The following is a 23,569-nucleotide window of genomic DNA, read 5'->3' on the forward strand; positions in this document are numbered from 1 at the left end:
GACCTGCTCCACCGCCTTCTGGGCGGCGCAGATCCGCGACCTGGCCGCCGACCACCGGGTCATCGCCTACGACCAGCGCGGCCACGGACGCAGCCCCGCGAGCCCCGCGTGCAGCACCGACACCCTCGCCGACGACCTGGAGGCCGTACTCGAAGCCACCCTCGCGCCCGGCGAACGGGCCGTGGTCGCCGGGCACTCCATGGGCGGCATGACCGTGATGGCGGCCTCCGGGAGAACCGCCTTCCGTGAGCACACCGCCGCCGTCCTGCTGTGCAGCACGGGCAGTTCACAGCTGGTCGCGGCCTCCACCGTCGTCCCCATGCGGCCCGGGCGGCTGCGGACCTGGCTGACCCGGCGGATCCTCGGCTCCCGGGCGCCGCTCGGCCCGGTCACGCCCCTGGCCCGCCGGATCCTCAAGTACGGGACGATGGGCCCCGCTTCGGCCCCGCACATGGTCGAGGCCTGCGCCCGCATCGTGCACGCCTGCCCCCGCACGGTCCGCCACACCTGGTCGCAGGTGCTGGACCTGCTCGACCTCGACCACGGTGTACGGGACCTGGACGTGCCCACGGCCGTCGTCGTCGGCACGGCGGACCGGCTCACACCGCCGGCGCAGGCCCGGGCCCTGGCCGAGGCGCTGCCGCACTGCACCGGACTGACCGAACTGCCCGGCATCGGCCACATGACGCCGGTCGAGGCGCCCGAACTGGTCACCGGGAAGATACGTGAACTCGTCCACGCACACATCCGGGTCGCATCCGAGGAGAGCGCATGAGCAGGGTGAGCCTCGAAGGCAGGGTCGCCGTGGTGACCGGGGCGGCGCGCGGCGTCGGGGAGTTGCTGGCCCGCAAGCTCTCCGCGCGCGGCGTGAAGATCGCGCTGGTCGGGCTCGAACCGGACGCGCTCAAGGAGGTCTCCGGGCGGCTGCACAGCGACAGCGACCACTGGCACGCCGACGTCACCGACCACGAGGCGATGGCCCGGGTCGCGCGGGAGGTGAAGGAGCGCTTCGGCAGGGTCGACATCGTCGTCGCCAACGCCGGTGTCGCCACGGGCGGTCCGTTCGCCGACTCCGACCCGGAGTCCTGGCGGCGGGTGATCGAGGTCAACCTGGTCGGCTCGGCGGTGACGGCCCGCGCCTTCCTGCCGCTGCTGCTGGAAAGCCGGGGCTATCTGCTCCAGATCGCGTCCCTCGCCGCGATCACCCCGGCGCCGATGATGACCGCGTACTGCGCGTCCAAGTCCGGTGTGGAGGCGTACGCGCACAGCCTGCGCGCCGAGGTCGGCCACCGGGGCGTGAAGGTCGGCGTCGGGTATCTGTCGTGGACCGACACCGACATGGTGCGCGGGGCGGACCAGGACGACGTCATGCGGGAGTTGAGGCAGCGGCTGCCCTGGCCGTCCAACAAGACGTATCCGCTGGGTCCGGCGGTGGACCGGCTCGTGGCCGGGATCGAGCGGCGCTCCAGCCATGTCTACGGGCAGTGGTGGCTGCGCGGCATGCAAGGCGTGCGCGGATATCTGCCTGGCGTCGTCGGGACGGTGGGCCAGCGGGAGATGCGGCGGTTCGCGGACCGGCTGACGGGCAGGCGCACGGGCCTCGTCGGGGCGGGCGGCGCGGCCGATGAGCAGCAGCGGACTACGCTCCGTAAGTGATCGACATGCGCAGCGTCACGGCTCGTGTGAATCTGGTCGAGCCAGATCCCCTCACCCCCAACGGGAGTGAACCCACATGGGTATGAAGGACCAGTTCCAGGAGAAGTCCGAGCAGTGGCAGAACCAGGCCAAGCAGAAGGCGGACCAGGCTCGCGAGCAGATGCAGGGCCGCGGCCGCCGGCGTGACGAGGACATGGACCCCTCGCAGCCGCAGCCGCAGCCGCAGCGCGACCGTGACCGTGACCGTGACCGCGACCGCGAGCGTGAGCGCGAGCAGGAGGACCGCTTCGACCAGGACTACGACGCCTGACGTTGCGTGCTGAAGAAGGGAAGGGGTGCCCGCGCGGGGTGCCCCTTCCTCACGTTTCTGGGCCTTCTCAGGTCCTGGTCTTCTCAGGCCCTGGGCGGCAGCTTCGGACGGGAGCGGTCCGGCACGTCGCTGTAGGTCGGCGGCGTCGCCGGCGGATTGGTCTCCAGCAGCCCGAGCGCCAGCTCCACCGCGTCGGTCAGCTGGGCATGGCGGCCCTCCGCCCAGTCCAGCGGGGTGCGCAGGACGTCGATGTCGGGGGCGACGCCCTTGTTCTCCACCGACCAGCCGTAGGCGTCGAACCAGGCCGCGTTCATCGGCACCGTGATCACCGTGCCGTCCCCCAGCTCGTGCCGGCCGGTCATGCCGACCACACCGCCCCAGGTGCGCTGCCCCACCACCGGGCCCAGCTTCAGCAGCTTGAACGCGGCGGTGATCATGTCGCCGTCGGAGGAGGTCGCCTCGTCCGCCAGGGCCACCACCGGGCCCCGCGGCGCGTTCGAGGTGTACGACACGGGCTGGGCGTCGCGGGTCAGGTCCCAGCCCAGGATCGTGCGGCTCAGCGTCTCGATGACCAGCTCGCTGATGTGGCCGCCGGCGTTGCCGCGCACGTCCACGATCAGCGCGGGCCGGGACACCTCCATGCGCAGATCGCGGTTGAACTGCGCCCAGCCCGAACCGCCCATGTCCGGGATGTGCAGATAGCCGCACCGCCCGCCGCTCAACTCCCGTACCACCGCCCGGCGTTTGGCCACCCAGTCCTGGTAGCGCAACGGCCGCTCGTCGACGAGCGGGACGACGGCGACCCGCCGGGGCGGGCCCGTGCCCTCCGCCGGCGAGAAGGTCAGCTCCACCGTCGTACCGCCCGCACCGGCCAGCAGCGGATACGGACCCGCGTCCGGATCCACCGGGCGGCCGTCGACGTGGGTCAGGATCGCCCCCTCGCGGATGCCCGTACCGGCCAGCGGGGAGCGGGCCTTGGAGTCGGAGGAGTCGCCGGGCAGGATCCGCTTGACCATCCAGCCGCCGTCCCGGCGGACGAAGTTGGCACCCAGCAGGCCCTGCCGTCGCTGGTAGTGCGGCGGGCCCTCGTTGCGCCGCGCGGCGGCGACGTACGCGTGGGACGTGCCCAGCTCGCCCAGCACCTCGCGCAGCAGATCGGCGAACTCGTCCGGGGAGGCGACCCGTTCGACCAGCGGACGGTACTGGTCCAGCACCCCGTCCCAGTCGATGCCGCACATGCCCGGCTCCCAGAAGTACGCCCGGATCAGCCGCCCGGCCTCCTCGTACGCCTGCCGCCACTCCGCCGCCGGATCGACCACGTGCAGGATGCGGCGCGCGTCGATCCACACCGTCGTGTCGGCGTCGCCGGGCTCGGTCGCGGGCACCGCGCGCAGCTCGCCCTCGTCGACGATCACCAACCGCGTGCCGTCGCCGCTGACCGCGAAGAAGTCCAGGTGCACGGCGAGTTCGGACTTCTTGGCCTTGGTGATGCCGAAGTGCTCCAGGGTCGGCCGGCCGCTGGTGTCGTCCGGGTTCGCGAACGTCTCGCCCAGCGCGCCCGAGATCGGCCAGCGCAGCCACACCAGCCCGCCGCCCGCCACCGGGTGCAGCGCCGAGTACTTGGAGGCGGCCACCGGGAAGGGCGTGACCCGGCTCTCCAGGCCCTCGACCTCGACGATCACGGCGCCGTTCTCCCCGTTCTCGTCGTCCTCCACCGGGTCCAGGCCCCCGGCGGCCGGGCGGCCCTCCGGGCTCAGTGCGAACGGGGAGGGCGTCGCGGAGGACAGCGGGACGAGATACGGGCGGCAGCCCAGGGGGAAGGACAGGTCGCCGGTGTGCACGTCGTAGACGGGGTCGAAGCCGCGCCAGGAGAGGAAGGCGAGGTAGCGGCCGTCGCGCGTGAAGACCGGGTTCTCGTCCTCGAAACGGCCGTTGGTGACGTCGACGACGAACCTGTCCTTGATCCGGGCCATCTTGATCTGCCGCAGAGTCCGCCCGATCCCCGGATGCGACCAGGTCAGCCACGCCCCGTCAGGGGAGAACGCGAGGTCGCGCACGGGCCCGTTGATCGACCGGATCAACTCGGTGACGATGCCGCCCGAGCCTGCCGGGTCGCCGCCCGCCGTGACGCCTTCCTCTGTTTCCTCCAGGCCTGCCTTCGTGCCGCCGTCCGTGCCGTTGTCCTCCGCCATACCGCCGTCCTCCGCGATACCGCCCTCCGTGCCGTCGTCCTCCGCGATACCGCCCTCCGTGCCGTCGTCCTCCGCGATACCGCCCTCCGCACCGCCGTCCTCCGCGACGTCGACAAGCAGCAGTCGCCCGTCGTGCGAGGCGACCGCCAGCCGTTCGCCCTCCGGGTCCGACACCAGCTCGCGGACCCGGCCCAGTTCGCCCGAGGCCAGCCGCCGTGGCCCGCGGTCGCCGCTCGCCCGGGGCAGGGAGGCGATCTCGATCGCGTCCTCGCCCTCCGCGTCCGTCACATACGCCACCCGCCCGCTCGCGCCGAGCATCTCCGGCATCCGCACCCGGACGCCCGGGGTGTCGGTGAGGGTGCGGGCCGGCCCGTCCCGGTGGGTGAGCCAGTACAGGCTGCCGCGTACGACGACCGCGCTGGCCCGCCCGGTCTCGTCGACCGAGATCCCGTCGACGTGCTGGGCCGCGGCCACCTGGTACGGGCGCCGCCCCGCGCGCGGCCCGCTCAGCCGTACGTCCAGCCGGCGCGGTACGGAGTCCGCGGACAGGTCGTCGACGAGCCACAGGTCGCCCGCGCACTGGTACACCACCCGCGTGCCGTCACTGGAGGCGTGCCGGGCGTAGAAGGCGTCATGGTCGGTGTGCCGGCGCAGGTCGGAGCCGTCGTAGGCGCACGAGTAGAGGTTGCCGACGCCCTCGTGGTCGGAGAGGAAGGCGATCCGGCCGCCGACGAACATGGGGGAGTGCAGATGGCCGCCGAGACCGGCCAGCAGCCGTTCGCCGTGCATCCACAGCCTGCCCGTGGCGCCGCCCCGGTAGCGCTTCCAGGCGGCCGGTTCGTGCGGCGGGGTGCCGGTGAGGAGGAGGGTCTTGCGCTCCCCGTCCAGGTCGGCGACCTGGATGTCGGCGACCGGCCCCCAGGGCAGCTTGCGGCCCGGGTCGCCGTCGAGGGAGACCTTGTAGGCCCAGGTGAAGTACGAGAAGGGCTCGCCGTGCGAGGCGACGGCCAGGATCTCGCCGTCCGGGGTCCAGCCGCACACCCGGGTGTCGGCGCTGCCCCAGTGACTCACCTGCCGGCCCGGGCCACCGTCCACCGGGGTGAGATGGACCTCGGGCACCAGGCTGCGCCAGCTCGTGTACGCGAGGTGGCGGCCGTCGGGCGAGAAGCGGGGGTGGCCCACCTTGGTGCGGTCGACGGTGAGCCGCCAGGCGCGGCCGGGGCCGTCGACCGGGGCGAGCCAGAGGTCGTCCTCGGCCACGAAGCACAGCAGGTCGTCATGGAGATGCGGCAGACGCAGATAGCTCACCTCCCCATGCTTTGCCCGGGGGCGGACCGGAGCAAGTTATGACAAACCGGTGGGCGAGCTGCCTCGTGACCCGGGACACGTACGAAACGGTTTCGTTTCCATAGCGGGCTGCGCTACATTCGTGACGTACGAAACCGTGTCGTTCGGAGCAGGAAGGTGAGCGAGATGGCTGAGGTCGCCACCGCGCGTCGCAGTCGGATCACGCCCGAGCGTGAGGCCGAGCTGTACGCGGCCGTGCTCGACCTGCTCCGCGAGGTCGGTTACGACGCCCTCACCATGGACGCCGTGGCCGCTCGCACCCGGTCCAGCAAGGCGACGCTCTACCGCCAGTGGGGCGGCAAGCCGGAGCTGGTCGCGAAGGCGATCCGGCACAACAAGCCGGGCAGCATCGCCGACATCGACACGGGATCCCTGCGGGGCGACCTCCATGCCCTCACCTCCCGTGAGGACGACTGCACCATGCAGCAGAACGCCGCGCTGATGCGCGGTCTGTTCATGGCGGTGCACAGCAACCCGGACCTCCTCCAGGCGTTCAAGGAACTGCTCATCGAGCCGGAGATGGAGGAGTTCCACCGGGTGGTGCAAAGAGCCGTCGACCGCGGTGAGGTCCAGGCCGGCCGCCCGGCGCTGGACTACATCGTGCACATGCTCGTCGGCGCCTTCGCCACGCGCACGCTGATAGACGACCAGCCACCCACGCAGGATTTCCTCATCTCGTACATCGACGCCGTGGTCCTCCCCGCCCTCGGCATTCGCGTCGACTGACGGTTTCCCCGTCGACTGACGATTCCCTGAGCTAGCCCTCCACCTGACGTCACCGCTCACGTCGTCGGGCTGATCAGCCCTGCCCAGAACCAACCCCACGACCTGACCGGGAGTACGCCCTCGTGGCCACATTCCTCTACAAAATCGGCCGAATGTCGTTTCGGCGCCGGCACTTCGTCGCCCTGATATGGGTGGCCCTGCTGACCCTCGCCGGTGTCGGCGCGGCCAGCGCCCCCGCCGCGGGCAACAGCTCGTTCTCCATCCCCGGCACCGAGGCCCAGAAGGCCTTCGACCTGCTGGAACAGCGCTTCCCCGGCACGAGCGCCGACGGCGCCACCGCACGGGTCGTCTTCAAGGCGCCGAGCGGCGAGAAGATGACCGACCCGGGTAACAAGGCGACCGTCCGGGAGACCGTCAAGGAACTCGCCGACGGCTCCGAGGTCGTCCGCGTCACCGACCCGTACCAGGCGAAGGCCGTCAGCAAGGACGGCACGGTCGCGTACGCGCAGGTGTCGTACAAGGTCTCCGGCATGGAGCTGGAGGACTCCTCCCGCGACGCCCTGGAGGACTCCGCGCAGGACGCGCGGAAGGCCGGGCTGACCGTCGAGGTCGGCGGTGACGCGCTCCAGACCGTCCCGCACACCGGCACCACCGAGATCATCGGCATCGCGGTCGCGGCGGTCGTCCTCGTCATCACCTTCGGCTCGCTGGTCGCGGCCGGTCTGCCGCTGCTGACGGCGCTCATCGGGGTGGGCATCGGCGTCTCCTCGATCACGGCGCTGGCCAGCGCGCTGGACCTGGGCTCGACGACCTCCACCCTCGCGATGATGATCGGCCTCGCGGTCGGCATCGACTACGCGCTGTTCATCGTCTCCCGCTACCGGGCCGAACTCGCCGAGGGCCGTGACCGCGAGGAGGCGGCGGGCCGGGCCGTCGGCACGGCGGGCTCCGCGGTGGTCTTCGCGGGCCTCACGGTCGTGATCGCCCTGGTGGGCCTGTCCGTGGTCAACATCCCGATGCTGACGAAGATGGGCATCGCGGCGGCGGGCACGGTGGCCGTCGCGGTGCTGATCGCACTGACCATGATCCCGGCGCTGCTCGGGTACGCGGGCCGGCGGGTGAAGCCGGCGGGGGAGCAGGGCAAGCTGCTCGGCCGGGCCAAGAAGCAGGAGAAGCAGGAGAAGCAGAAGAAGTCGGCCAAGCCGAACCTGGGCACGCGGTGGGCGAGCTTCGTCGTGCGCCGCCCGGTCGCGGTCCTGCTGCTCGGCGTCGTCGGTCTCGGCGCGGCGGCCGTCCCGGCGGCGAGCCTGGAACTGGGCCTGCCGGACGACGGCTCCCAGCCGACGTCCACCACGCAGCGCCGCGCCTACGACCTGCTCTCCGAGGGCTTCGGGCCGGGCTTCAACGGCCCGCTGATGGTCGTGGTCGACGCGAAGGGCAGCGACGACCCGAAGGCGTCCTTCACGGCGGTCGGCGACGAGATCAAGGGCCTCAAGGACGTCGTCACGGTCACGCCGCCGGCGCCCAACAAGGCCGGTGACACGGCGACGATCACCGTCATCCCGGACTCCAAGCCGTCGTCGGTCGCGACCGAGGACCTGGTCCACTCCATCCGCGACAAGGGCGCCGGGATCAAGGCCGACTCGGACGCGAACGTGCTGGTCACCGGCCAGACGGCGATGAACATCGACGTCTCCGAGAAGCTGAACGACGCCCTGATCCCCTACCTGGTGCTGGTGGTCGGCCTGGCCTTCCTCCTCCTGATCGTGGTGTTCCGCTCGATCCTGGTTCCCCTGAAGGCGGCCCTCGGCTTCCTCCTGTCGGTGATGGCGGCCCTCGGCGCCGTGGTCGCGGTCTTCCAGTGGGGCTGGCTGGCGGGCCTGATGGGCGTGGAGCAGACCGGCCCGGTCATGTCGATGATGCCGATCTTCATGGTGGGCGTGGTCTTCGGCCTGGCGATGGACTACGAGGTCTTCCTGGTGACCCGCATGCGGGAGGCCTACGTCCACGGCGAGAAGGCCGGCCAGGCGGTCGTGACGGGCTTCCGGCACGGCGCCCGGGTGGTGACCGCCGCGGCGGTCATCATGATGGCCGTCTTCGCCGGCTTCATCGGCTCGTCCGAGTCCATGGTCAAGATGATCGGCTTCGGCCTCGCGATCGCGGTCTTCTTCGACGCGTTCGTCGTCCGCATGGCCATCGTCCCGGCCGTCCTGGCCCTCCTCGGCCGCAAGGCCTGGTGGCTGCCCAGGTGGCTGGACCGGGCGCTGCCCAACGTGGACGTCGAGGGCGAGGCCCTGCGCTCGCACTCCGAGCGCAGGGATCAGGACAAGGAGCTGGTACGCGCCTGACAGCACCCCGGGAGACAGGCCGGTGAGGGCCCCGTGGGGACGGGGAGCCCTCACCGGCTTTTCTCCTGTCTCATGCGTGGGGGTGGAGGACGACCTTGGTGTAACCCTCGACGCGCTTGTCGAACTTCTCGTACGCCGTCGGCGCCTGGTCGAGAGGAAGCTCGTGCGAGACGACGAAGCTCGGCTTCGCGCGGTCCTCGATGATCAGGTCACGCAGATGGCGGTTGTACCGCTTGACGTTGCACTGACCGGTGCCCACGCGGAGCCCCTTCTCGAAGAGGCGCCCGATGGAGACCATCAGCATGCCCTGCTTCGCCTGCTCGTCCGGTCCGCCGGGGTCGCGCGGGACGTACAGGCCGGGCACGCCGAGCGCGCCCGTCGGCCGGACCGTCTCGACGAGCGAGTTCAGTACGGTCGCCGGTTCCTCGCGGTCCGCGTCCTGCGCCTGAGCCTGGTAACCGACCGCGTCGATCCCCTTGTCCGTGCCCCGGCCGTCTTCGGTCTGCTCCTTGATCTGCTCCGCCGGATTGCCCTGGGTGAAGTCGATCGGCACGGCACCGATCTCCCGCGCCTTCTCCAGCCGCTCCGCCACGCGGTCGACCACGAACACCTTGCTCGCGCCGCGCAGCATCGCGGAGTAGGCGGCCATGAGCCCGACCGGGCCGCCGCCGTAGACGGCGACGGTGTCACCGGGACGCACGTCGGCCAGTTCGTTGCCGTGGTAGCCGGTCGGGAAGATGTCGGCGAGAAGGACGAAGTCGGTCTCCTTCTCGGTGCCCTCGGGAAGCTTGAGGCAGTTGAAGTCGGCGTACGGCACGCGTACGTACTCCGCCTGCCCCCCGACGAAGGGTCCCATCGCGACGTAGCCGTAGGCGCCGCCCGCGAAGCCCGGGTTCACGGTCAGGCAGAAGCCCGTGAAGCCGGCCGTACAGTTCTTGCAGAAGCCGCATGCCACGTTGAACGGCATGACCACCCGGTCGCCGCGGCTGAGCGAGGTGACCCCCTCTCCTGCCTCCTCGACGACCCCGAGGTTCTCGTGACCGAACACGATCCCCGGTTCCGCGGCGGTACGGCCCTCGTACATGTGCAGGTCCGAGCCGCAGATGGCGGTCGAGGTGACACGGACGATCACATCGTTCGGGTGCTGGATCCGTGGGTCCTCCACTTGCTCTATCGCTACCTCGAAGGGGCCTTTGTACACGACAGCCCTCATCGTCACGCACCTCCAACTGTGCCGTGGGTCATATACCAGGCTGGTGCATGATGAGAGGATTTGCATCTACAGAGGGAAGGAACGATGGCCTTGTCAGGACGTATCGGCACATTGCTCGTATCGGTCTCCGGCCTGTCCGGCACCGTCTACCCGGAGGGGACGCGCGTCGCCATCCAGGGCACCGGAGGGTCCGTCGACGGTTTCGTCGACGGAGACTGGCTGCCGCTCGCGTGGTGGGAGTTCGCGGATGTCCGGCCGGAGGACGGCACCGGCTGAAACCACCTCGCGTGCCCCATGCACGTACCGCTAGCGTGCCCGCATGACGACGACAGCCGCCACGGACGCCGAGAACTCCGGAGTACACCCCCGATTCGCCGAGGCCCTGCGGGAGCTGGGAATCGAGGACCTCGTACGTCAGGTCCGCCGGTTCCCGGAAGCCACCCGTACCGCTTCCGAGGCCGCCGCCGCGATCGGATGTGAGCTGAGCCAGATCTGCAAGTCGCTGGTCTTCGCGGCGGACAGCGTGCCGGTGCTGGTGCTCATGGACGGGGCCTCCCGGGTCGACGTCGAGCTCGTGCGGAAGGAGCTCGGGGCGGACAGGGTCACGCGGGCCACGGCCGATGTCGTGCGGGAGACCACCGGGTACGCCATCGGCGGGGTGCCGCCCTTCGGGCACAGGACGAGGACGCGCGTGCTGGCCGACCGGTCCCTGCTCGGGCACGACGTCGTCTGGGCCGCCGCCGGGACTCCGTACACCGTGTTCCCCATGGCGCCCCACGACCTCGTCATCCACGCCGGAGGCACCCTCGTGGACGTGCGCGAGCTCTCCGCGTGACCCCCCTGGTCACCGCCGCCGTCCTGCTCGCCGCCGTCACGCACGCCAGCTGGAACGCCATCGCCCACAAGATCACCGACAAGCTGGCCGGGTTCGCGCTGATCTCGGGCGGCGGGGTGGTCATCGGGCTGGCCCTGGCGCCCTTCGTGGCGTTTCCGGCGGCCCGGGCCTGGCCGTATCTGCTCGGCTCCGCCGCCATACACATCGCCTACTACGCGCTGCTGATGAAGTCCTTCCGGCTGGGCGACTTCGGGCAGGCCTATCCTCTCGCGCGCGGCACCGCGCCTCTCGTCGTCACCGTGCTGGCCGCCGTCTTCGCGCACGAGGTGCCCGACGGGTGGGCCGCCGCCGGTATCGCCCTGTCGTGCGCGGGGCTGACCGGCGTCGCCGTGTGGGGACTGCGCGGGAGCCGGCCCGACTGGGCGGCGATCGGAGCGGCCCTGTCCACCGGGCTGACGATCGCGGTGTACACCGTCGTCGACGGCCTCGGGGTGCGCGCCTCCGGTTCCTCCCTCGGGTACATCGCCTGGCTGATGGCGGTCCAGGGGGTCGTGCTCCCCGCCTGCGCCGTGAGCCGCTGGGGGAGGGAGACCGTCGCCGTGCTCCGGCCCTTCGCCGGGATCGGGCTCATCGGGGCCGCCCTCTCCGTCACCGCCTACGCCCTCGTCCTGTGGGCCCAGACCAGGGCCGAGCTCGCACCCATCGCCGCCCTGCGCGAGTCGTCGATCATCGTGGGCGCCGCCATCGGGGCCGTGTTCTTCAAGGAGCGGTTCGGGGCGCCGAGAATCGCGGCGGCCGGGCTGCTCGTCGTCGGGATCGGGCTGATGCTGCACGCCGGATAGGCCGTGCCAGGCGGGTGCGGCCGGCCGGTGGGAGGAGCACCCTGGAACTAAGTGTTCCGGAGGTGATCGTCATGATGCACACCACAGTGGGATGGCACGTCGAGATGGAGTTCCGGGAGGACGATCAGCACACCCGGGCGGTGGCGCTGGTCCGGCTGCCCGACGGCACCGAGGTACGGGCGCACGGGCACGCGAGCCGGCACCGGACCGACGTCAACCAGCCCAGAGTCGGGGAGGAGATCGCCGGGGCCCGCGCGCTCAACGAGCTCGCCATGCGACTGCTGACCAAGGCCCACGACGAGATCGACCAGGCGTCCGGGCGGACCTCCCACCCGATTCACGTCTAGAGCCCCGGCCTCACGTCTTCCAGAGCCCCAGCCTCACGTCTGGAGCCCCAGCGCTCCCCGCACCGCCCGCACCAGCCCCTGCGCCCGCGGATCCGCCGTGACCGTCTTGCGGAAGCCGTTGGTGACATAGCCGAACGCGATCCCGCTGTCCGGGTCGGCGAAGCCGAGGGCGCCGCCGCGGCCCGGGTGGCCGAAGGAGACCGGCGTGAGGAAGGGGGAGGCGCTGCCGTGCAGCATGTAGCCGAGGCCGAAGCGGGTGCCGACCACCAGGACGCGGTCGCGGCCCGCCGACTCCTCGGCCCGGGCCAGTCGGACCGTCTCCTGCGTGAAAAGGCGTGAGGCGCCGGCTGTGTCGCCGATCAGCGCCGCGTAGAAGCGGGCCAGTCCGTCCGCCGTCGCGATGGCGTTGGTCGCGGGCAGGGCCGCCGCGCGGTAGGCCGGGTCGTTCTGGTCCGGGAACGGGGTGATCGCCGCGAAGGCCCGGCGGGTCAGGGAGGCCGGGTCCTCGTAGGCCTCGGTGACCGAGCGCTTCGGGCGGGCACGCAGGCCACCGGTCGGCTCGGGACCCTCGACCCGGCCCACGCGTCCGACCCGGCCGGCCTCCGCGTCCGGCAGGCCCAGCCAGAGGTCCAGGCCCAGCGGGCCGGCGATCTGCGAGGCGAGCCACGCGCCGGTGCCCTGTCCCGTCACGCGTCGCACCAGTTCGTCGAGCAGCCAGCCGTAGGTGAGCGCGTGGTAGCCGTGGTCGGTGCCCGGTTCCCAGGCGGGGGCCTGGGCGGCGACCGCCTCCGGACCCCGGAGCGGGTCGAGGGCCTGCTCGGGGGTGAGGGGGTGGTCGAGGACGGGGAGGCCGGCCCGGTGGTTCAGGACGTGCCGGACCAGCACCCGCTCCTTGCCCTGGGCCTTGAACTCCGGCCAGTAGTGGCCCACCGGCGCGTCCAGGTCCAGGTGCCCGCGCTGGTGCAGCAGCAGGAGTACGGCGGCGGCGACACCCTTCGTCGCCGAGCGCACGACCTGGGCGGTGCCGTGCTCCCAGGGGTCCGTGCCGTCGACGTCCTTCGTGCCGGCCCACAGGTCGACGACCCGATGCCCGTCCCGGTGGACGGCGACCGCCGCGCCCCGCTCCCCGAGCGTGGCGAAGTTCCGTGCGAACGCGTCCCTGACCGGCTCGAAGCCCTCGGCCACTGTGCCGTGCACGTCCACGTCCGTACTCCTCGTCTCGCCGACTCGCTCCCCTTTCAACCAAGCACGATCGTGACGTCGATGTTCCCGCGGGTCGCGTTCGAGTACGGGCAGACCTCGTGGGCCGCGTCCACCAGCTTGTCCGCGAGGTCCGGGTCGAGGACGGGGAGCGAGACGCTCAGGGCGACCGCGAGGCCGTAGCCGCGCTGCTCGTTGGGGCCGATGCCGACCTTCGCGGAGACCGTGGAGCCGGTCAGGTCGTAGCCCTCGCGGTTGCCGACCAGGATCAGCGCGTTGTGGAAGCAGGAGCTGTAGCCGGCCGCGAAGAGCTGTTCCGGGTTGGTGCCGTTGCCGTCGCCGCCGAGCTGCGGGGGCATCGCGACCTTGAGGTCGAGCCGGCCGTCCTGGCTGGTGACATAGCCCTCGCGGCCGCCGTGGGCGGTGGCCTCGGCCACGTACATGATCTTCGTCGGACGGGTGTCGACGGCGGCGGCGTCAGGCATGGCTGGATCCCCCAGAACAGGTGCGCACTAATACATCGCGCACAAGGTACCGGCCAGTAGGGAAGGGTGTACTCAGCAGGGGGTGATAACCGGCGGTAACGGGCGATCAGTGCGGACGGTTCGGGGCCGGCTGCGATTTCTCCGCCAGCCGCCACAGCTCTTCACGCAGACGCGCGACCTCCGTTGCGGCGAGCCCCGTCGCCGCGAGCAGGGCGTCCGGTACGCCCGCCGCGCGCTCCCGCAGCTTCTCCCCGGGCTCGGTGCAGGCGACCAGCACCGAGCGCTCGTCGTGCGCCGCGCGCTCCCGGCGGACGAGCCCCGCGCTCTCCAGCCGCTTGAGCAGCGGCGACACCGTGCCGTAGTCGAGCCGCAAGGCGGCGGCCAGCTCCTTGACCGTGGTCTCGCCGCGCTCCCACAGGACCAGCAGGACGAGGTACTGCGGGTAGGTGAGGCCGAGCTCGTCGAGGAGCGGGCGGTAGACGGACGTCACCGCGCGCTGCGCCGCGTACAGCGCGAAGCACAGCTGGTCGTCGAGCAGTAGTGAGCCCTCGGTTGCCTCGGTCTCCTCGTCCGTCACGCGCTCATTGTTACCGAACGCGGATCGAAACCGAACGGCAGCTCCAGCCGGTGGGCGCGCATCAGTGCCTCGTCGGAGAGCAGTTCGCCGGTCGGGCCGTCCGCCGCGATCACGCCCTCGCTGAGGATCAGCGAGCGCGGGCACAGCTCCAGGGCGTACGGCAGGTCGTGCGTGACCATCAGCACCGTCACGTCGAGGGAGCGCAGGATGTCGGCCAGTTCGCGGCGGGAGGCGGGGTCGAGGTTGGAGGAGGGCTCGTCGAGGACGAGGATCTCCGGTTCCATGGCGAGCACGGTCGCCACGGCCACCCGGCGGCGCTGGCCGAAGGAGAGGTGGTGCGGCGGGCGGTCCTTGAACTCCGCCATGCCGACCCGCTCCAGTGCCCGGTCCACGCGCTGCTCCAGCTCCGGCCCCTTCAGCCCGGCCGCGGCGGGCCCGAACGCCACGTCCTCCCGGACGGTCGGCATGAAGAGCTGGTCGTCCGGGTCCTGGAAGACGATGCCGACCCGGCGCCGGATCTCCGCCATGTGCTGCCTGCCGACGGGCAGCCCGGCCACCTTCACCGTGCCGGTGCCGCCGGTCAGGATGCCGTTGAGGTGGAGCACGAGGGTCGTCTTCCCGGCGCCGTTCGGGCCGAGCAGCGCGACCCGCTCGCCGCGCGCGACGCGGAAGTCGACGCCGAAGAGGGCCTGGTGCCCGTCGGGGTAGGCGAAGGCCAGACCGGCCACGTCCAGCGAAGGGGTCACATCAGTCACAGGGTCCATCCCAGCAGACACACGACGAGGGCGGCACAGGGCAGGGCGAGGGCGTACGTCCACTGCGCCCGGGACGCGGTCACCTCGTCGATGACCGGCATGGAGCCGGCGTACCCGCGGCTGACCATGGCCAGGTGCACGCGCTCGCCGCGCTCGTAGGAGCGGATGAACAGGGCGCCCGCGGACTTGGCCAGGACGCCCCAGTGCCGGACGCCCTTCGCCTCGAAGCCGCGTGACTCCCGGGCGATCCGCATGCGCCGCATCTCGTCCGTGATGACGTCGCCGTATCGGATCATGAAGGACGCGATCTGCACGAGGAGCGGCGGGAGCCTGAGCCGCTGGAGGCCGAGGAGGAGTTCGCGCAGTTCGGTGGTGGCGGCCAGCAACACCGAGGCCGCGACCCCGAGGGTGCCTTTCGCCAGCACGTTCCAGGCGCCCCACAGGCCGTTGACGCTCAGGGACACACCGAGGACGTCGACCCGCTCGCCCTCCGCCACGAACGGCATCAACACCGCGAACGCGACGAACGGCACCTCGATCAGCAGCCGCCTCAGCAGGAACCCGGCGGGTACGCGCGCGACGTACGCCACGGCCACGAGCAGCACGGCGTACAGCCCGAACGCCCACATCGCCTCCCGCGGCGTCGACACCACGACCACCACGAAGGCGAACACGGCGGCGAGCTTGGTGTGCGGCGGCAGGCCGTGCACGGGCGAGTGCCCGTGCCGGTAGAGCTTGTGCGCGTGCCCTGCTCCCATGTCAGACGCTCGTGGTGCTTGTGGCGCTCGTCGAGTCCGTCGAGTCCGTCGTGTTCGACGGGGACGTGTCGTCCGAACGGCGACGGCGTACGGCCCAGAAGACCGCGCTGCCCGCGACGACCGTGACCCCGACGCCGATGACGCCCGCCAGCCCCCCGGACAGGCGGGCGTCGTCGACGTCCTTGACGCCGTAGTCGGCGAGCGGGGAGTCGGCCACCGCGTGGTCCTCGGCCTTCTTGTCGATGCCGTGGTCGGCGGCGACCTTCTCCAGGCCGTCGGGGTCGGCGGACGCGTAGAAGCTGACGAACCCGGCCAGGACCAGGGAGGCGACCAGGCCCGCCGCCCACACCTTGCGGTGCGAGGTCCGGGCGGCCACGGGGGCGGGCTCCGGCTCGGCCTGCGGCGCGTCGACCAGTTCGCCGTTCACCCGCAGCTTGAGCTTCTGCGTGAGGCCGCGCGCCCCGTACACCAGGTCCGGGCGTACGGCGATGACCGAGCCGACGGTCAGTGCGGTGATCGCGGCCTCGCCGATGCCGATCAGGACGTGCACGCCGACCATGGCGGTGGCGACCTTGCCGATCGACACGTCGGTGGTGCCGCCGATCGCGTACATCAGCGTGAAGGCCAGGGCGGCGGCCGGCACGGAGACCAGGGCGGCGACGAAGGAGGCCACGGTGACCGACCGGCGGGTGCGGGGCAGCACCTTCACCAGACCGCGGAAGAGGGCGTAGGCGACGACCGTGGTGACGATCGCCATGTTGGTGATGTTGACGCCGAGCGCGGTCAGGCCGCCGTCCGCGAAGAGGATGCCCTGCATGAGCAGGACGACGGAGACGCACAGGACCCCTGTGTAGGGGCCGACGAGTATCGCGGCCAGGGCACCGCCGAGCAGATGGCCGCTGGTCCCCGCCGCGACGGGGAAGTTCAGCATCTGCACCGCGAAGATGAACGCCGCGACGAGTCCGGCCAGCGGTGCCGTCCGCTCTCCCCCAAGCTCTCGGCTTCGCTCGAGCAGGGAGGTGCCCCCCTGTTCCCGGCGTGCGCCGCGCAGGCTTACGGCGACGGCGCCCGCGGCGATCACACCGGTGGCGGCGGAGGTGGGCGCGTTGATGAATCCGTCAGGTACATGCACCGTTCGATGATGTGGCTTGATGCGAACGATTTGCAAGAGCGGGATGCTCGTTTTATCTCATCCGTGATATGTCCGGCCTCCGGGGGCGCGATCCGGAAAATATGCGACATTGGAGAGGGAGTGGACGCACAGTCTCCGCACAGGTGGCGCACGGTGAAAGGGCCGTCCGATGTCCGTAGTCGAGCAGTACGCGCGAGCCCACATCGTCACGGATGCGGCCGTCCCGCTGGACACGGAGCAGGAAGCGGTTCCGGTCACCCTGCGCTACGACCCCGAGCGGGACCCGGGCGCCGTGCGGATCGGGCTGCCCGGGGCCGGGGCGCGCGAGTGGACCTTCGACCGCCGGCTGCTGGAGGAGGGGCTGCGGGCCCCCACGGGCAGCGGTGAGGTCCGGGTGTGGCCGTGCGGCCGGGTGCAGGCCGTCGTGGAGTTCCACTCCGCGCAGGGGGTGTCGGTGGTGCAGTTCGAGCGGCAGGCGCTGCTGCGGTTCCTGCGGCGGACGTACATGGCCGCCGCGGAACCGGTCACTCACTGAGCTTGGAACTCGGGGCTCAGCCGCCCATCTTCAGCAGCGCCGCCACGATCGGCCCGGCCGTCTCGCCGCCGTGGCCGCCCTGCTGGACCACGCCCGCGGCCGCCAGATCGCCCCGGTAGGCGGTGAACCAGCCGTTCGGCTTCTTCTGCCCGTCGACCTCGGCGGACCCGGTCTTCGCGCCGGCGTCGCCACTCACCCCGGCCATCGCCTCCGCGGCCGTGCCGTAGTCGGCCGTGTACGACATCAGCTCACGCAGCTGGGACAGCGTGCCGGCCGACATCGTGCGCGAGGCCTTCGCGAGCTTGCGGCCGTCCACGTCCGGGGAGACCAGGTACGGCTGGTGGAAGGTGCCGGACTTGACCGTCGCCGACACCGACGCCATGTTCAGCGGGTTCATCCGGACCCCGCCCTGCCCGATCAGCGAGGCGCCCATCTGGGCCGCCGACTGCACCGGCACCGCGCCGTCGAAGGACGGCACACCGATCGCCCAGTTGTTCAGCCCCAGGCCGAAGACCTGCTGGGCCTGCTTCGTCAGGTCGTCGTTTTTGAGCTTGGGCGCCTGGCTGATGAAGGCCGTGTTGCAGGAGCGGGCGAAGCTCGCCTTGAACGTGCCGTTCTTGATCTCGAACTTGTCGTCGTTCTGGAACTTCCAGTGCCCGTACGTGAAGTACTTCGGGCACGGGTGCTTCTTGTCCGCCGAGGCCAGGCCCTTTTCCAGCAGCAGTGACGCGGTGATGACCTTCATCGTGGAGCCGGGGGCCAGGGAGCCCTGGAAGGCCGTGTTGAAGCCGGGCGAGGCGTTGGCGGCGGCCAGGATCTCGCCGGTCGAGGCCCGCACCACGGCCACCGACGACCGGGCCTTCTTCGCGACCTGCTTCTCGGCCGCCGCCTGGAGGGCCGGGTCGAGCGTGGTCTTCACCGTGCCGGGCGTGCCCTTGCTCAGCTCCAGCAGGGTCTTGTCGGACAGGTCGTCCGACTCGGCGGACTTCCCGCGCACGACCCGGAGCTCGATGCCGGCCTTGCCGCCCGCCTGCTTGCCGTACTTCTCGCGCAGCCCGTCCAGGATCGGCCCGAGCGAGGCGTACTTCTTCTTGGTCAGTTCGCCGCCGTCCCGGTCGAGCGCCTTGACCGGGGGCGTGCCCGCCTCGCCGGTGACCAGCTTGTCGCCGTCCTCCAGGTCGGGGTGGACGACCGCCGAGTGCCAGTCGACCAGCGGCTTGCCGTCGCTCGTGCGGCGGACGACGGTCAGCGCGCTGTCGTACGCCAGCGGCTTCTCGGTGTCCTTGTACGACACCGTGGCCTTGACGGAGAACGGCACCTTGTCGCCCGTGGGCGTGCCCGGGGTGAGGGTGACGTCCTTGATGCGGGCGTCCTTGGTGTAGCCGGTGAGCAGGGACTTGGCCGCGGCCGAGTCGTCGGTGGCCGCGGCGGCCTCGGTGACCTTCCCCGACTGCCAGGCGGTGAGGAAGGCCTTGGCGGTGGTGGTGACCTCGGTCGCCGACAGGGGCCCGGTCTTCACCTCGGGCTTCTGGTCGGCGGAGGCCGCCCGGCTGCCGTCGTCGGCCGACGCGCCGCCGCTGTACAGCGCGTAGGCGCCGAACCCGGCACCGCCGACGACCACGGCGATCATCCCGCCGATCACGGCGGGCCTCGTCTTCCGTCGCTCGGCGACGCGCCTTCTGTTGCCCACAGCTGTTCGTTCCTCCACGAATCCCCAGGGTCCCCGTTGCCCTCGGCTGTCCCAACGACGGCCACCACCCTAGAGTCCCGTCCGGCGGAGGTGAGATCAGCCACCTGTTCGTAGCACGGCTGCGACAATCGGCCCGGCCGCGTCGCCGCCGTGGCCGCCTTCCTCGGTCATGGCCGCCGCCGCGATGTCGTCACGGAACCCGGTGAACCAGCTGTTGGACTTGGCGTTCCCGTCGACCTCGGCGGAACCGGTCTTGGCGCCGATGTCGCCGCCGAGCCCCGCCATGGCCTCCTGGGCGGTGCCCTGGGTGGCGGTGAGCCGCATCATCTGCTTCAGCTGGGCGGCGGTGCTCGCCTTCAGGCCCTGGGCCTGGGCCAGCTGACGGTCGTCCAGCCTCGGCGAGACGAGATAGGGCTGGCGGAAGGCGCCGGTGATCGCGGTCGCGGTCACCGAGGCCATGTTCAGCGGGCTCATCTGCACCTGGCCCTGGCCGATGGCACCGGCCGCCCGGTCCGGGCCGCTGACCTCGGGGACGCTGCCGTCGAAGGAGACGATGCCGGTCTTCCAGTTGTCCTGCCCCAGCCCGAAGCGCTGCTCGGCCTCCTGGGTCAGCGAGGCGTCCGTGAGCGGCTTCTCGTCGATGAGCTTGATGAAGGCGGTGTTGCAGGACCGCATGAAGCTGTTGGCGAGAGTGGCGCTCTCGTCGGGCTTCATGCCGGTGAGGTTCTCGAACCTCTGGCTCTGCCACATGGCGCTGGGCGGGCAGGGTGCCGGGCCGTTCATCGAGGTCACGCCGTTGTCGATGAGCATCGCGGCAGTGATGATCTTCATGGTGGAGCCGGGCGCCGCCTGGCCCTCGAAGGCCGCGTTGAAGCCGTCCGTACGGTTGTTCGCCACGGCCAGCACCTCACCGGTGCTCGGCTTGACGGCCACCACCGAGGACTGGGCGAACCGCTTGACCGCCTTCTCCGCCGCCGCCTGCGCGCTCGCGCTGATCGTGGTGGCGAGCTTGCCGGGCTTGCCCTTCGCGAGGGTGAGCAGCGGGGTGTCGGGAGCGCTCCCGCCGGTGTGCCGCACGACCAGCTCGATGCCGGGGGAGCCGCCGGCCTTGTCACCGTACTTCTCGCGCAGGGCGTCCAGGACCGGGCCGAGGGAGGGGTACTGCTCCTTCGTCAGCTCGGAGCCGTCCCGGCCGACCGCCTCGATGGGCGGGCTGGCCGACCGCTCCGTGACGAGCGTGTCGTCCTTCTTCAACTCGGGGTGCACGACGGACGGCTGCCAGTCGACCAGGGGCCGTCCGGTGGTGAGACCGCGCACGACCTTCAGCTCGCTGCGGTAGCTCAGCGGCTTGGACTTCCCGTCGTAGGCCACCTTCGCCTTCACCGTGTACGGGACGGTGGTGCCGCTCGCCGCGCCGGGCGTGATCTTCACGTCGGTGATGTGCGCGTCGTCCCCGAAGGCGGTCAGCAGCTGCTCGGCGGCCGCGCCGTTGTTCGTGTACGACGCCGCCGTCGCGGCCTCGCCCTTCTCCCAGGCCGCGAAGAACTTGGCCGTGGTCTCCTCGACCTCGTCCTTGTCGGGCGGCCCCGACTTCTTCTCCGCGGCCACCCCGCTCGTGCCGCCCCCGTCTCCGCTCAGCGCGCTCATGATGTTGTAGGCCCCGTACCCGGCCCCGCCCACCATCACCGCGAACACGCCGCCTATGACTGCGGCCTTGACCCCCTTGCCCATTGGGCGGTCCCCTCCCCGTTGAGCTTCACGCGCTCCTTTGAACGCGTTCAGAAAGCTCGATTCTGGGAGCACTCTATGGGGAAGCGGTTACTACGGGGACGGGCATTTCGATTTTTGACCGAACGTGGACCAGGCCCGGACAGCGTGCTGGGGCTTCTTCGGCTAGTCGTCCCCGCCGCTCCGCGAGCGGGAACCCCCGTCCGCGCTGCGGGCCAGTTCGCTGCCGAGCAGCGTCACCTTGGCCACCCCTCGCGCCCAGCGCGGGGCGTCGCCCCGGGCCGCCCAGAAGACACAGACGCAGCCGCCGATAAGGAGCAGGACGACGACCGACAGTATGAGCACGAGCATGCTCGACCCCCCGTTTTCGTGTGATGATCCCGCCATCCTCTCAGGCAGACCAGGTGTCCAGCCCCATCCGCTAGACCCAGGTGTCCAGCCACATGCGCGCCCGCCAGTCGTCGATCGGGATGGCCGTGCCCGTGTACAGCGGCCAGAAGTAGATGAAGTTCCACGCGATCAGCAGGACGAGTACGCCCGCGCCCGTGGCGCCGACGACGCGGCGGGTGTCGGAGGAGCGGGGTGGGCCGATGATCGCGCCGAGGAGCATGGCCACCGCCAGGCACAGGAACGGCAGGAAGACGATGGCGTAGAAGAAGAAGATCGTGCGCTCCTGGTACATGAACCAGGGCAGGTAGCCGGCCGCGATGCCGCAGGCGATGGCGCCCGCGCGCCAGTCGCGGCGCAGCAGCCAGCGCCACAGGACGTAGAGGACCGCGAAGCAGGCGACCCACCACAGCAGCGGCGTGCCGAGGGCCAGGACCTCGCGGGCGCACTTCTCGCCGGCGTCGGCCGGGCAGCCGTCCTTGCCGGGCGCCGGCGACTCGTAGAAGTACGACACCGGGCGGCCCAGGACCAGCCAGCTCCACGGGTTGGACTGGTAGGTGTGCGGCGAGGACAGGCCGACGTGGAACTCGTAGACCTGGTGCTCGTAGTGCCACAGGCTGCGCAGCCAGTCGGGCAGGAAGGTCCAGCTTCCGCCCTTCCCGTCGGTCGCGGCCCAGTTGCGGAAGTAGCCGCCCGAGCCGTCCGTGGGGGAGAGGATCCAGCCGGTCCAGGACAGCACGTAGGTGACGATCGCGACCGGGACCGTGGCGACGAACGCCAGGCCCGTGTCACGCCTGAACACCGCCGAGTACGGGTGCCGCGCGCCGGCGACCCTGCGCGAGCCGACGTCCCACAGGACCGCCATCAGGCAGAACGCGGCCAGGATGTAGAGGCCGTTCCACTTCGTGGCGAAGGCCAGGCCCAGCATCAGGCCCGCCGCCCAGCGCCAGGGGCGCCATCCCAGGCGGGCCGTCTCGGCGACGTGCCGGTCGGGACGGACCCGGCCGTCGGCGTCCACCGGGAGCGCCGCGGCGAGTTTCTCGCGGGCCTTGTCCCGGTCGATCAGCAGACAGCCGAACGCCGCCAGCACGAAGAACATCAGCACGCCGTCGAGCAGCGCCGTGCGGCTCATCACGAAGTGCAGGCCGTCCACCGCCATCAGCGTGCCCGCCAGGCACCCCAGGAACGTGGAGCGGAACAGCCGGCGGCCGATCCGGCACAGCAGCAGCACGGACAGCGTGCCGAGCAGCGCCGTCATGAACCGCCAGCCGAACGGGTCGAAACCGAACAGCAGCTCGCCGAGCCCGATGACGTACTTGCCGACCGGTGGATGCACGACGTACGCCGCGTCCGTCGGGATGGTGACGTGCCCGCCGGACGAGAGGACCAGGTCGTTGGCCTTCTTGTCCCAGTTGACTTCAAAGCCCCGGTGGACGAGCGCCCACGCGTCCTTGGCGTAGTACGTCTCGTCGAATATCACCGCCTTGGGGTTGCCCAGGTTCCAGAACCGCAGCACGCCCGCCAGCAGGGTGACGAGCAGCGGGCCGATCCAGCCCGACCAGCGCACCAGCCGCCCCGCGAGCGTGTGCGGGATGCCGAGCGCGGCCCACAGGCGCGGGCCGGGCTCGGTGTACGGCGGCACCAGCCGGTCACGGCCGTCGCGGGCGTCGCTTCTTGGCTGCTGGTAGCCGAAGCGGCGCAGCCGCTGCTGCCAGGGCGGCCGCTGCTCGTGCGGCGCCTGGCCCTGCCGGGTGTCCGTGGAGGACGCGGTACTGGTCACCGCGCCATCGTAGGGAACCGTGCTGTGTGAGTCCCGTGCATGGCCGGTATGCGTCCCCGACCCGGGCCCCTGGGAGGATGGAGGGCGTGACCGGAACCCTCGTACTCGCAGGCACCCCCATCGGCGACATCGCGGACGCCCCGCCCCGGCTCGCCGAGGAACTGGCCGGAGCCGATGTCATCGCCGCCGAGGACACGCGGCGGCTGCGGCGGCTGACCCAGGCGCTCGGCGTCACGCCCAAGGGGCGGGTGGTGTCGTACTTCGAGGGCAACGAGTCCGCGCGGACGCCGGAGCTGGTGGAAGAGCTGGTGGGCGGGGCGCGGGTGCTGCTCGTCACGGACGCGGGAATGCCGTCGGTGTCCGACCCCGGCTATCGGCTGGTCGCCGCCGCCGTGGAGCGGGACGTGCGGGTCACCGCCGTGCCCGGGCCGTCCGCCGTGCTCACCGCGCTCGCGCTGTCCGGGCTGCCCGTCGACCGGTTCTGCTTCGAGGGGTTCCTGCCGCGCAAGGCCGGGGAGCGGCTGGGGCGGCTGCGGGAGGTGGCCGGGGAGCGGCGCACGCTCGTCTACTTCGAGGCCCCGCACCGGCTCGACGACACGCTCGCGGCGATGGCCGAGGTGTTCGGGGCGGAGCGGCGGGCCGCGGTGTGCCGGGAGCTGACGAAGACGTACGAGGAAGTACGGCGCGGGGGACTGGGCGAGCTGGCGGCCTGGGCCGCGGAGGGTG

The 23,569-nt window shown here is 71.3% G+C and carries 23 protein-coding genes; 11 read left to right on the forward strand and 12 right to left on the reverse strand.

Translation table 11 applies throughout. The features are described 5' to 3' along the window. The 3 genes from CA983_RS18390 to CA983_RS18400 form a co-directional block, all read left to right on the forward strand. A partial coding sequence (locus CA983_RS18390; protein ID WP_107500245.1) for an alpha/beta fold hydrolase occupies positions 1-775 on the forward strand: 775 nt, incomplete at its 5' end. After that, the gene (locus CA983_RS18395) at positions 772-1,656 is read left to right on the forward strand and encodes an SDR family oxidoreductase (protein ID WP_086601993.1); all 885 of its coding nucleotides are present in this window, start codon (positions 772-774) and stop codon (positions 1,654-1,656) included. The genes CA983_RS18390 and CA983_RS18395, both read left to right, overlap by 4 nt. A 76-nt stretch (positions 1,657-1,732) precedes the next feature. After that, entirely contained in the window at positions 1,733-1,966 is a 234-nt protein-coding gene (locus tag CA983_RS18400) for a hypothetical protein (protein WP_086601994.1), read from the forward strand. Between the two features lie 83 nt (positions 1,967-2,049). Here the strand turns inward: CA983_RS18400 and CA983_RS18405 are convergent, their stop codons facing one another. After that, entirely contained in the window at positions 2,050-5,466 is a 3,417-nt protein-coding gene (locus CA983_RS18405; RefSeq protein WP_086601995.1) for a S41 family peptidase, read from the reverse strand. A gap of 165 nt (positions 5,467-5,631) precedes the next feature. Between CA983_RS18405 and CA983_RS18410 the strand changes: the two genes are divergently transcribed. Together CA983_RS18410 and CA983_RS18415 are read left to right on the forward strand one after the other, a co-directional pair. After that, entirely contained in the window at positions 5,632-6,231 is a 600-nt protein-coding gene (locus CA983_RS18410) for a TetR/AcrR family transcriptional regulator (RefSeq protein ID WP_086601996.1), read from the forward strand. Positions 6,232-6,353: 122 nt separating this feature from the next. Then, positions 6,354-8,579 (forward strand): MMPL family transporter, encoded by a 2,226-nt coding sequence (locus CA983_RS18415; protein WP_086601997.1) that lies wholly within the window; start codon positions 6,354-6,356, stop codon positions 8,577-8,579. 70 nt (positions 8,580-8,649) lie between these two features. Here CA983_RS18415 and CA983_RS18420 read toward each other — a convergent pair whose 3' ends face one another. Beyond that, entirely contained in the window at positions 8,650-9,792 is a 1,143-nt protein-coding gene (locus CA983_RS18420; protein WP_086601998.1) for a glutathione-independent formaldehyde dehydrogenase, read from the reverse strand. A gap of 84 nt (positions 9,793-9,876) precedes the next feature. Here CA983_RS18420 and CA983_RS18425 point away from each other — a divergent pair, with 84 nt between their 5' ends. From CA983_RS18425 to CA983_RS18440, 4 genes are all read left to right on the forward strand, one after another. Beyond that, positions 9,877-10,068: a hypothetical protein gene (locus CA983_RS18425; protein ID WP_167407401.1), complete on the forward strand. Its 192-nt coding sequence runs from the start codon at positions 9,877-9,879 to the stop codon at positions 10,066-10,068. A 43-nt stretch (positions 10,069-10,111) separates the two neighbouring features. Beyond that, positions 10,112-10,627: a YbaK/EbsC family protein gene (locus tag CA983_RS18430; RefSeq protein ID WP_086601999.1), complete on the forward strand. Its 516-nt coding sequence runs from the start codon at positions 10,112-10,114 to the stop codon at positions 10,625-10,627. Beyond that, the gene (locus tag CA983_RS18435) at positions 10,624-11,469 is read left to right on the forward strand and encodes a DMT family transporter (protein ID WP_086602000.1); all 846 of its coding nucleotides are present in this window, start codon (positions 10,624-10,626) and stop codon (positions 11,467-11,469) included. Before CA983_RS18430 ends, CA983_RS18435 begins: the two co-directional genes overlap by 4 nt. A gap of 71 nt (positions 11,470-11,540) precedes the next feature. Further along, positions 11,541-11,816: a DUF1876 domain-containing protein gene (locus CA983_RS18440; RefSeq protein WP_086602014.1), complete on the forward strand. Its 276-nt coding sequence runs from the start codon at positions 11,541-11,543 to the stop codon at positions 11,814-11,816. Positions 11,817-11,849: 33 nt separating this feature from the next. Here CA983_RS18440 and CA983_RS18445 read toward each other — a convergent pair whose 3' ends face one another. From CA983_RS18445 to CA983_RS18470, 6 genes are all read right to left on the reverse strand, one after another. Continuing rightward, entirely contained in the window at positions 11,850-13,019 is a 1,170-nt protein-coding gene (locus CA983_RS18445) for a serine hydrolase domain-containing protein (RefSeq protein WP_086602001.1), read from the reverse strand. A gap of 35 nt (positions 13,020-13,054) precedes the next feature. Continuing rightward, positions 13,055-13,501 carry an organic hydroperoxide resistance protein gene (locus CA983_RS18450; protein ID WP_086602002.1) on the reverse strand — a complete coding sequence of 149 codons (447 nt, stop codon included), beginning with the start codon at positions 13,499-13,501 and terminating at the stop codon, positions 13,055-13,057. Between the two features lie 106 nt (positions 13,502-13,607). After that, positions 13,608-14,078, reverse strand: coding sequence for a MarR family winged helix-turn-helix transcriptional regulator (locus CA983_RS18455; protein ID WP_086602003.1), 471 nt, complete (start codon positions 14,076-14,078; stop codon positions 13,608-13,610). Next, a complete protein-coding gene (locus tag CA983_RS18460) occupies positions 14,075-14,842 on the reverse strand; it encodes an energy-coupling factor ABC transporter ATP-binding protein (RefSeq protein ID WP_208636983.1) in 768 nt (255 codons plus the stop codon). Before CA983_RS18460 ends, CA983_RS18455 begins: the two co-directional genes overlap by 4 nt. Then, positions 14,830-15,591: a cobalt ECF transporter T component CbiQ gene (gene cbiQ, locus CA983_RS18465; RefSeq protein WP_086602005.1), complete on the reverse strand. Its 762-nt coding sequence runs from the start codon at positions 15,589-15,591 to the stop codon at positions 14,830-14,832. Before cbiQ ends, CA983_RS18460 begins: the two co-directional genes overlap by 13 nt. A gap of 1 nt (position 15,592) precedes the next feature. Further along, on the reverse strand, positions 15,593-16,723 hold the full coding sequence (locus tag CA983_RS18470; protein WP_086602006.1) for an energy-coupling factor ABC transporter permease: 1,131 nt from the start codon (positions 16,721-16,723) through the stop codon (positions 15,593-15,595). Between the two features lie 169 nt (positions 16,724-16,892). On the opposite strand from CA983_RS18470, the gene CA983_RS18475 reads away from it, so the two are divergent. Continuing rightward, positions 16,893-17,258 carry an SsgA family sporulation/cell division regulator gene (locus CA983_RS18475; RefSeq protein ID WP_086602007.1) on the forward strand — a complete coding sequence of 122 codons (366 nt, stop codon included), beginning with the start codon at positions 16,893-16,895 and terminating at the stop codon, positions 17,256-17,258. A gap of 16 nt (positions 17,259-17,274) precedes the next feature. Here CA983_RS18475 and CA983_RS18480 read toward each other — a convergent pair whose 3' ends face one another. The 4 genes from CA983_RS18480 to CA983_RS18495 form a co-directional block, all read right to left on the reverse strand. Next, complete coding sequence (locus tag CA983_RS18480) at positions 17,275-18,948, reverse strand: penicillin-binding transpeptidase domain-containing protein (protein ID WP_086602008.1); 1,674 nt, start codon at positions 18,946-18,948, stop codon at positions 17,275-17,277. Positions 18,949-19,044: 96 nt separating this feature from the next. Beyond that, complete coding sequence (locus CA983_RS18485; RefSeq protein ID WP_086602009.1) at positions 19,045-20,679, reverse strand: penicillin-binding transpeptidase domain-containing protein; 1,635 nt, start codon at positions 20,677-20,679, stop codon at positions 19,045-19,047. Positions 20,680-20,841: 162 nt separating this feature from the next. Beyond that, the gene (locus CA983_RS18490) at positions 20,842-21,027 is read right to left on the reverse strand and encodes a hypothetical protein (protein ID WP_086602010.1); all 186 of its coding nucleotides are present in this window, start codon (positions 21,025-21,027) and stop codon (positions 20,842-20,844) included. Between the two features lie 70 nt (positions 21,028-21,097). Continuing rightward, positions 21,098-22,843: a dolichyl-phosphate-mannose--protein mannosyltransferase gene (locus CA983_RS18495; protein WP_086602011.1), complete on the reverse strand. Its 1,746-nt coding sequence runs from the start codon at positions 22,841-22,843 to the stop codon at positions 21,098-21,100. Between the two features lie 86 nt (positions 22,844-22,929). Here CA983_RS18495 and rsmI point away from each other — a divergent pair. Continuing rightward, positions 22,930-23,569 (forward strand): 16S rRNA (cytidine(1402)-2'-O)-methyltransferase (gene rsmI / locus CA983_RS18500; RefSeq protein WP_086602012.1); only part of this gene is annotated, 640 nt, incomplete at its 3' end.

The organism is Streptomyces swartbergensis, assembly GCF_002148965.1.
Classification (GTDB): Bacteria; Actinomycetota; Actinomycetes; order Streptomycetales; family Streptomycetaceae; genus Streptomyces; species Streptomyces swartbergensis.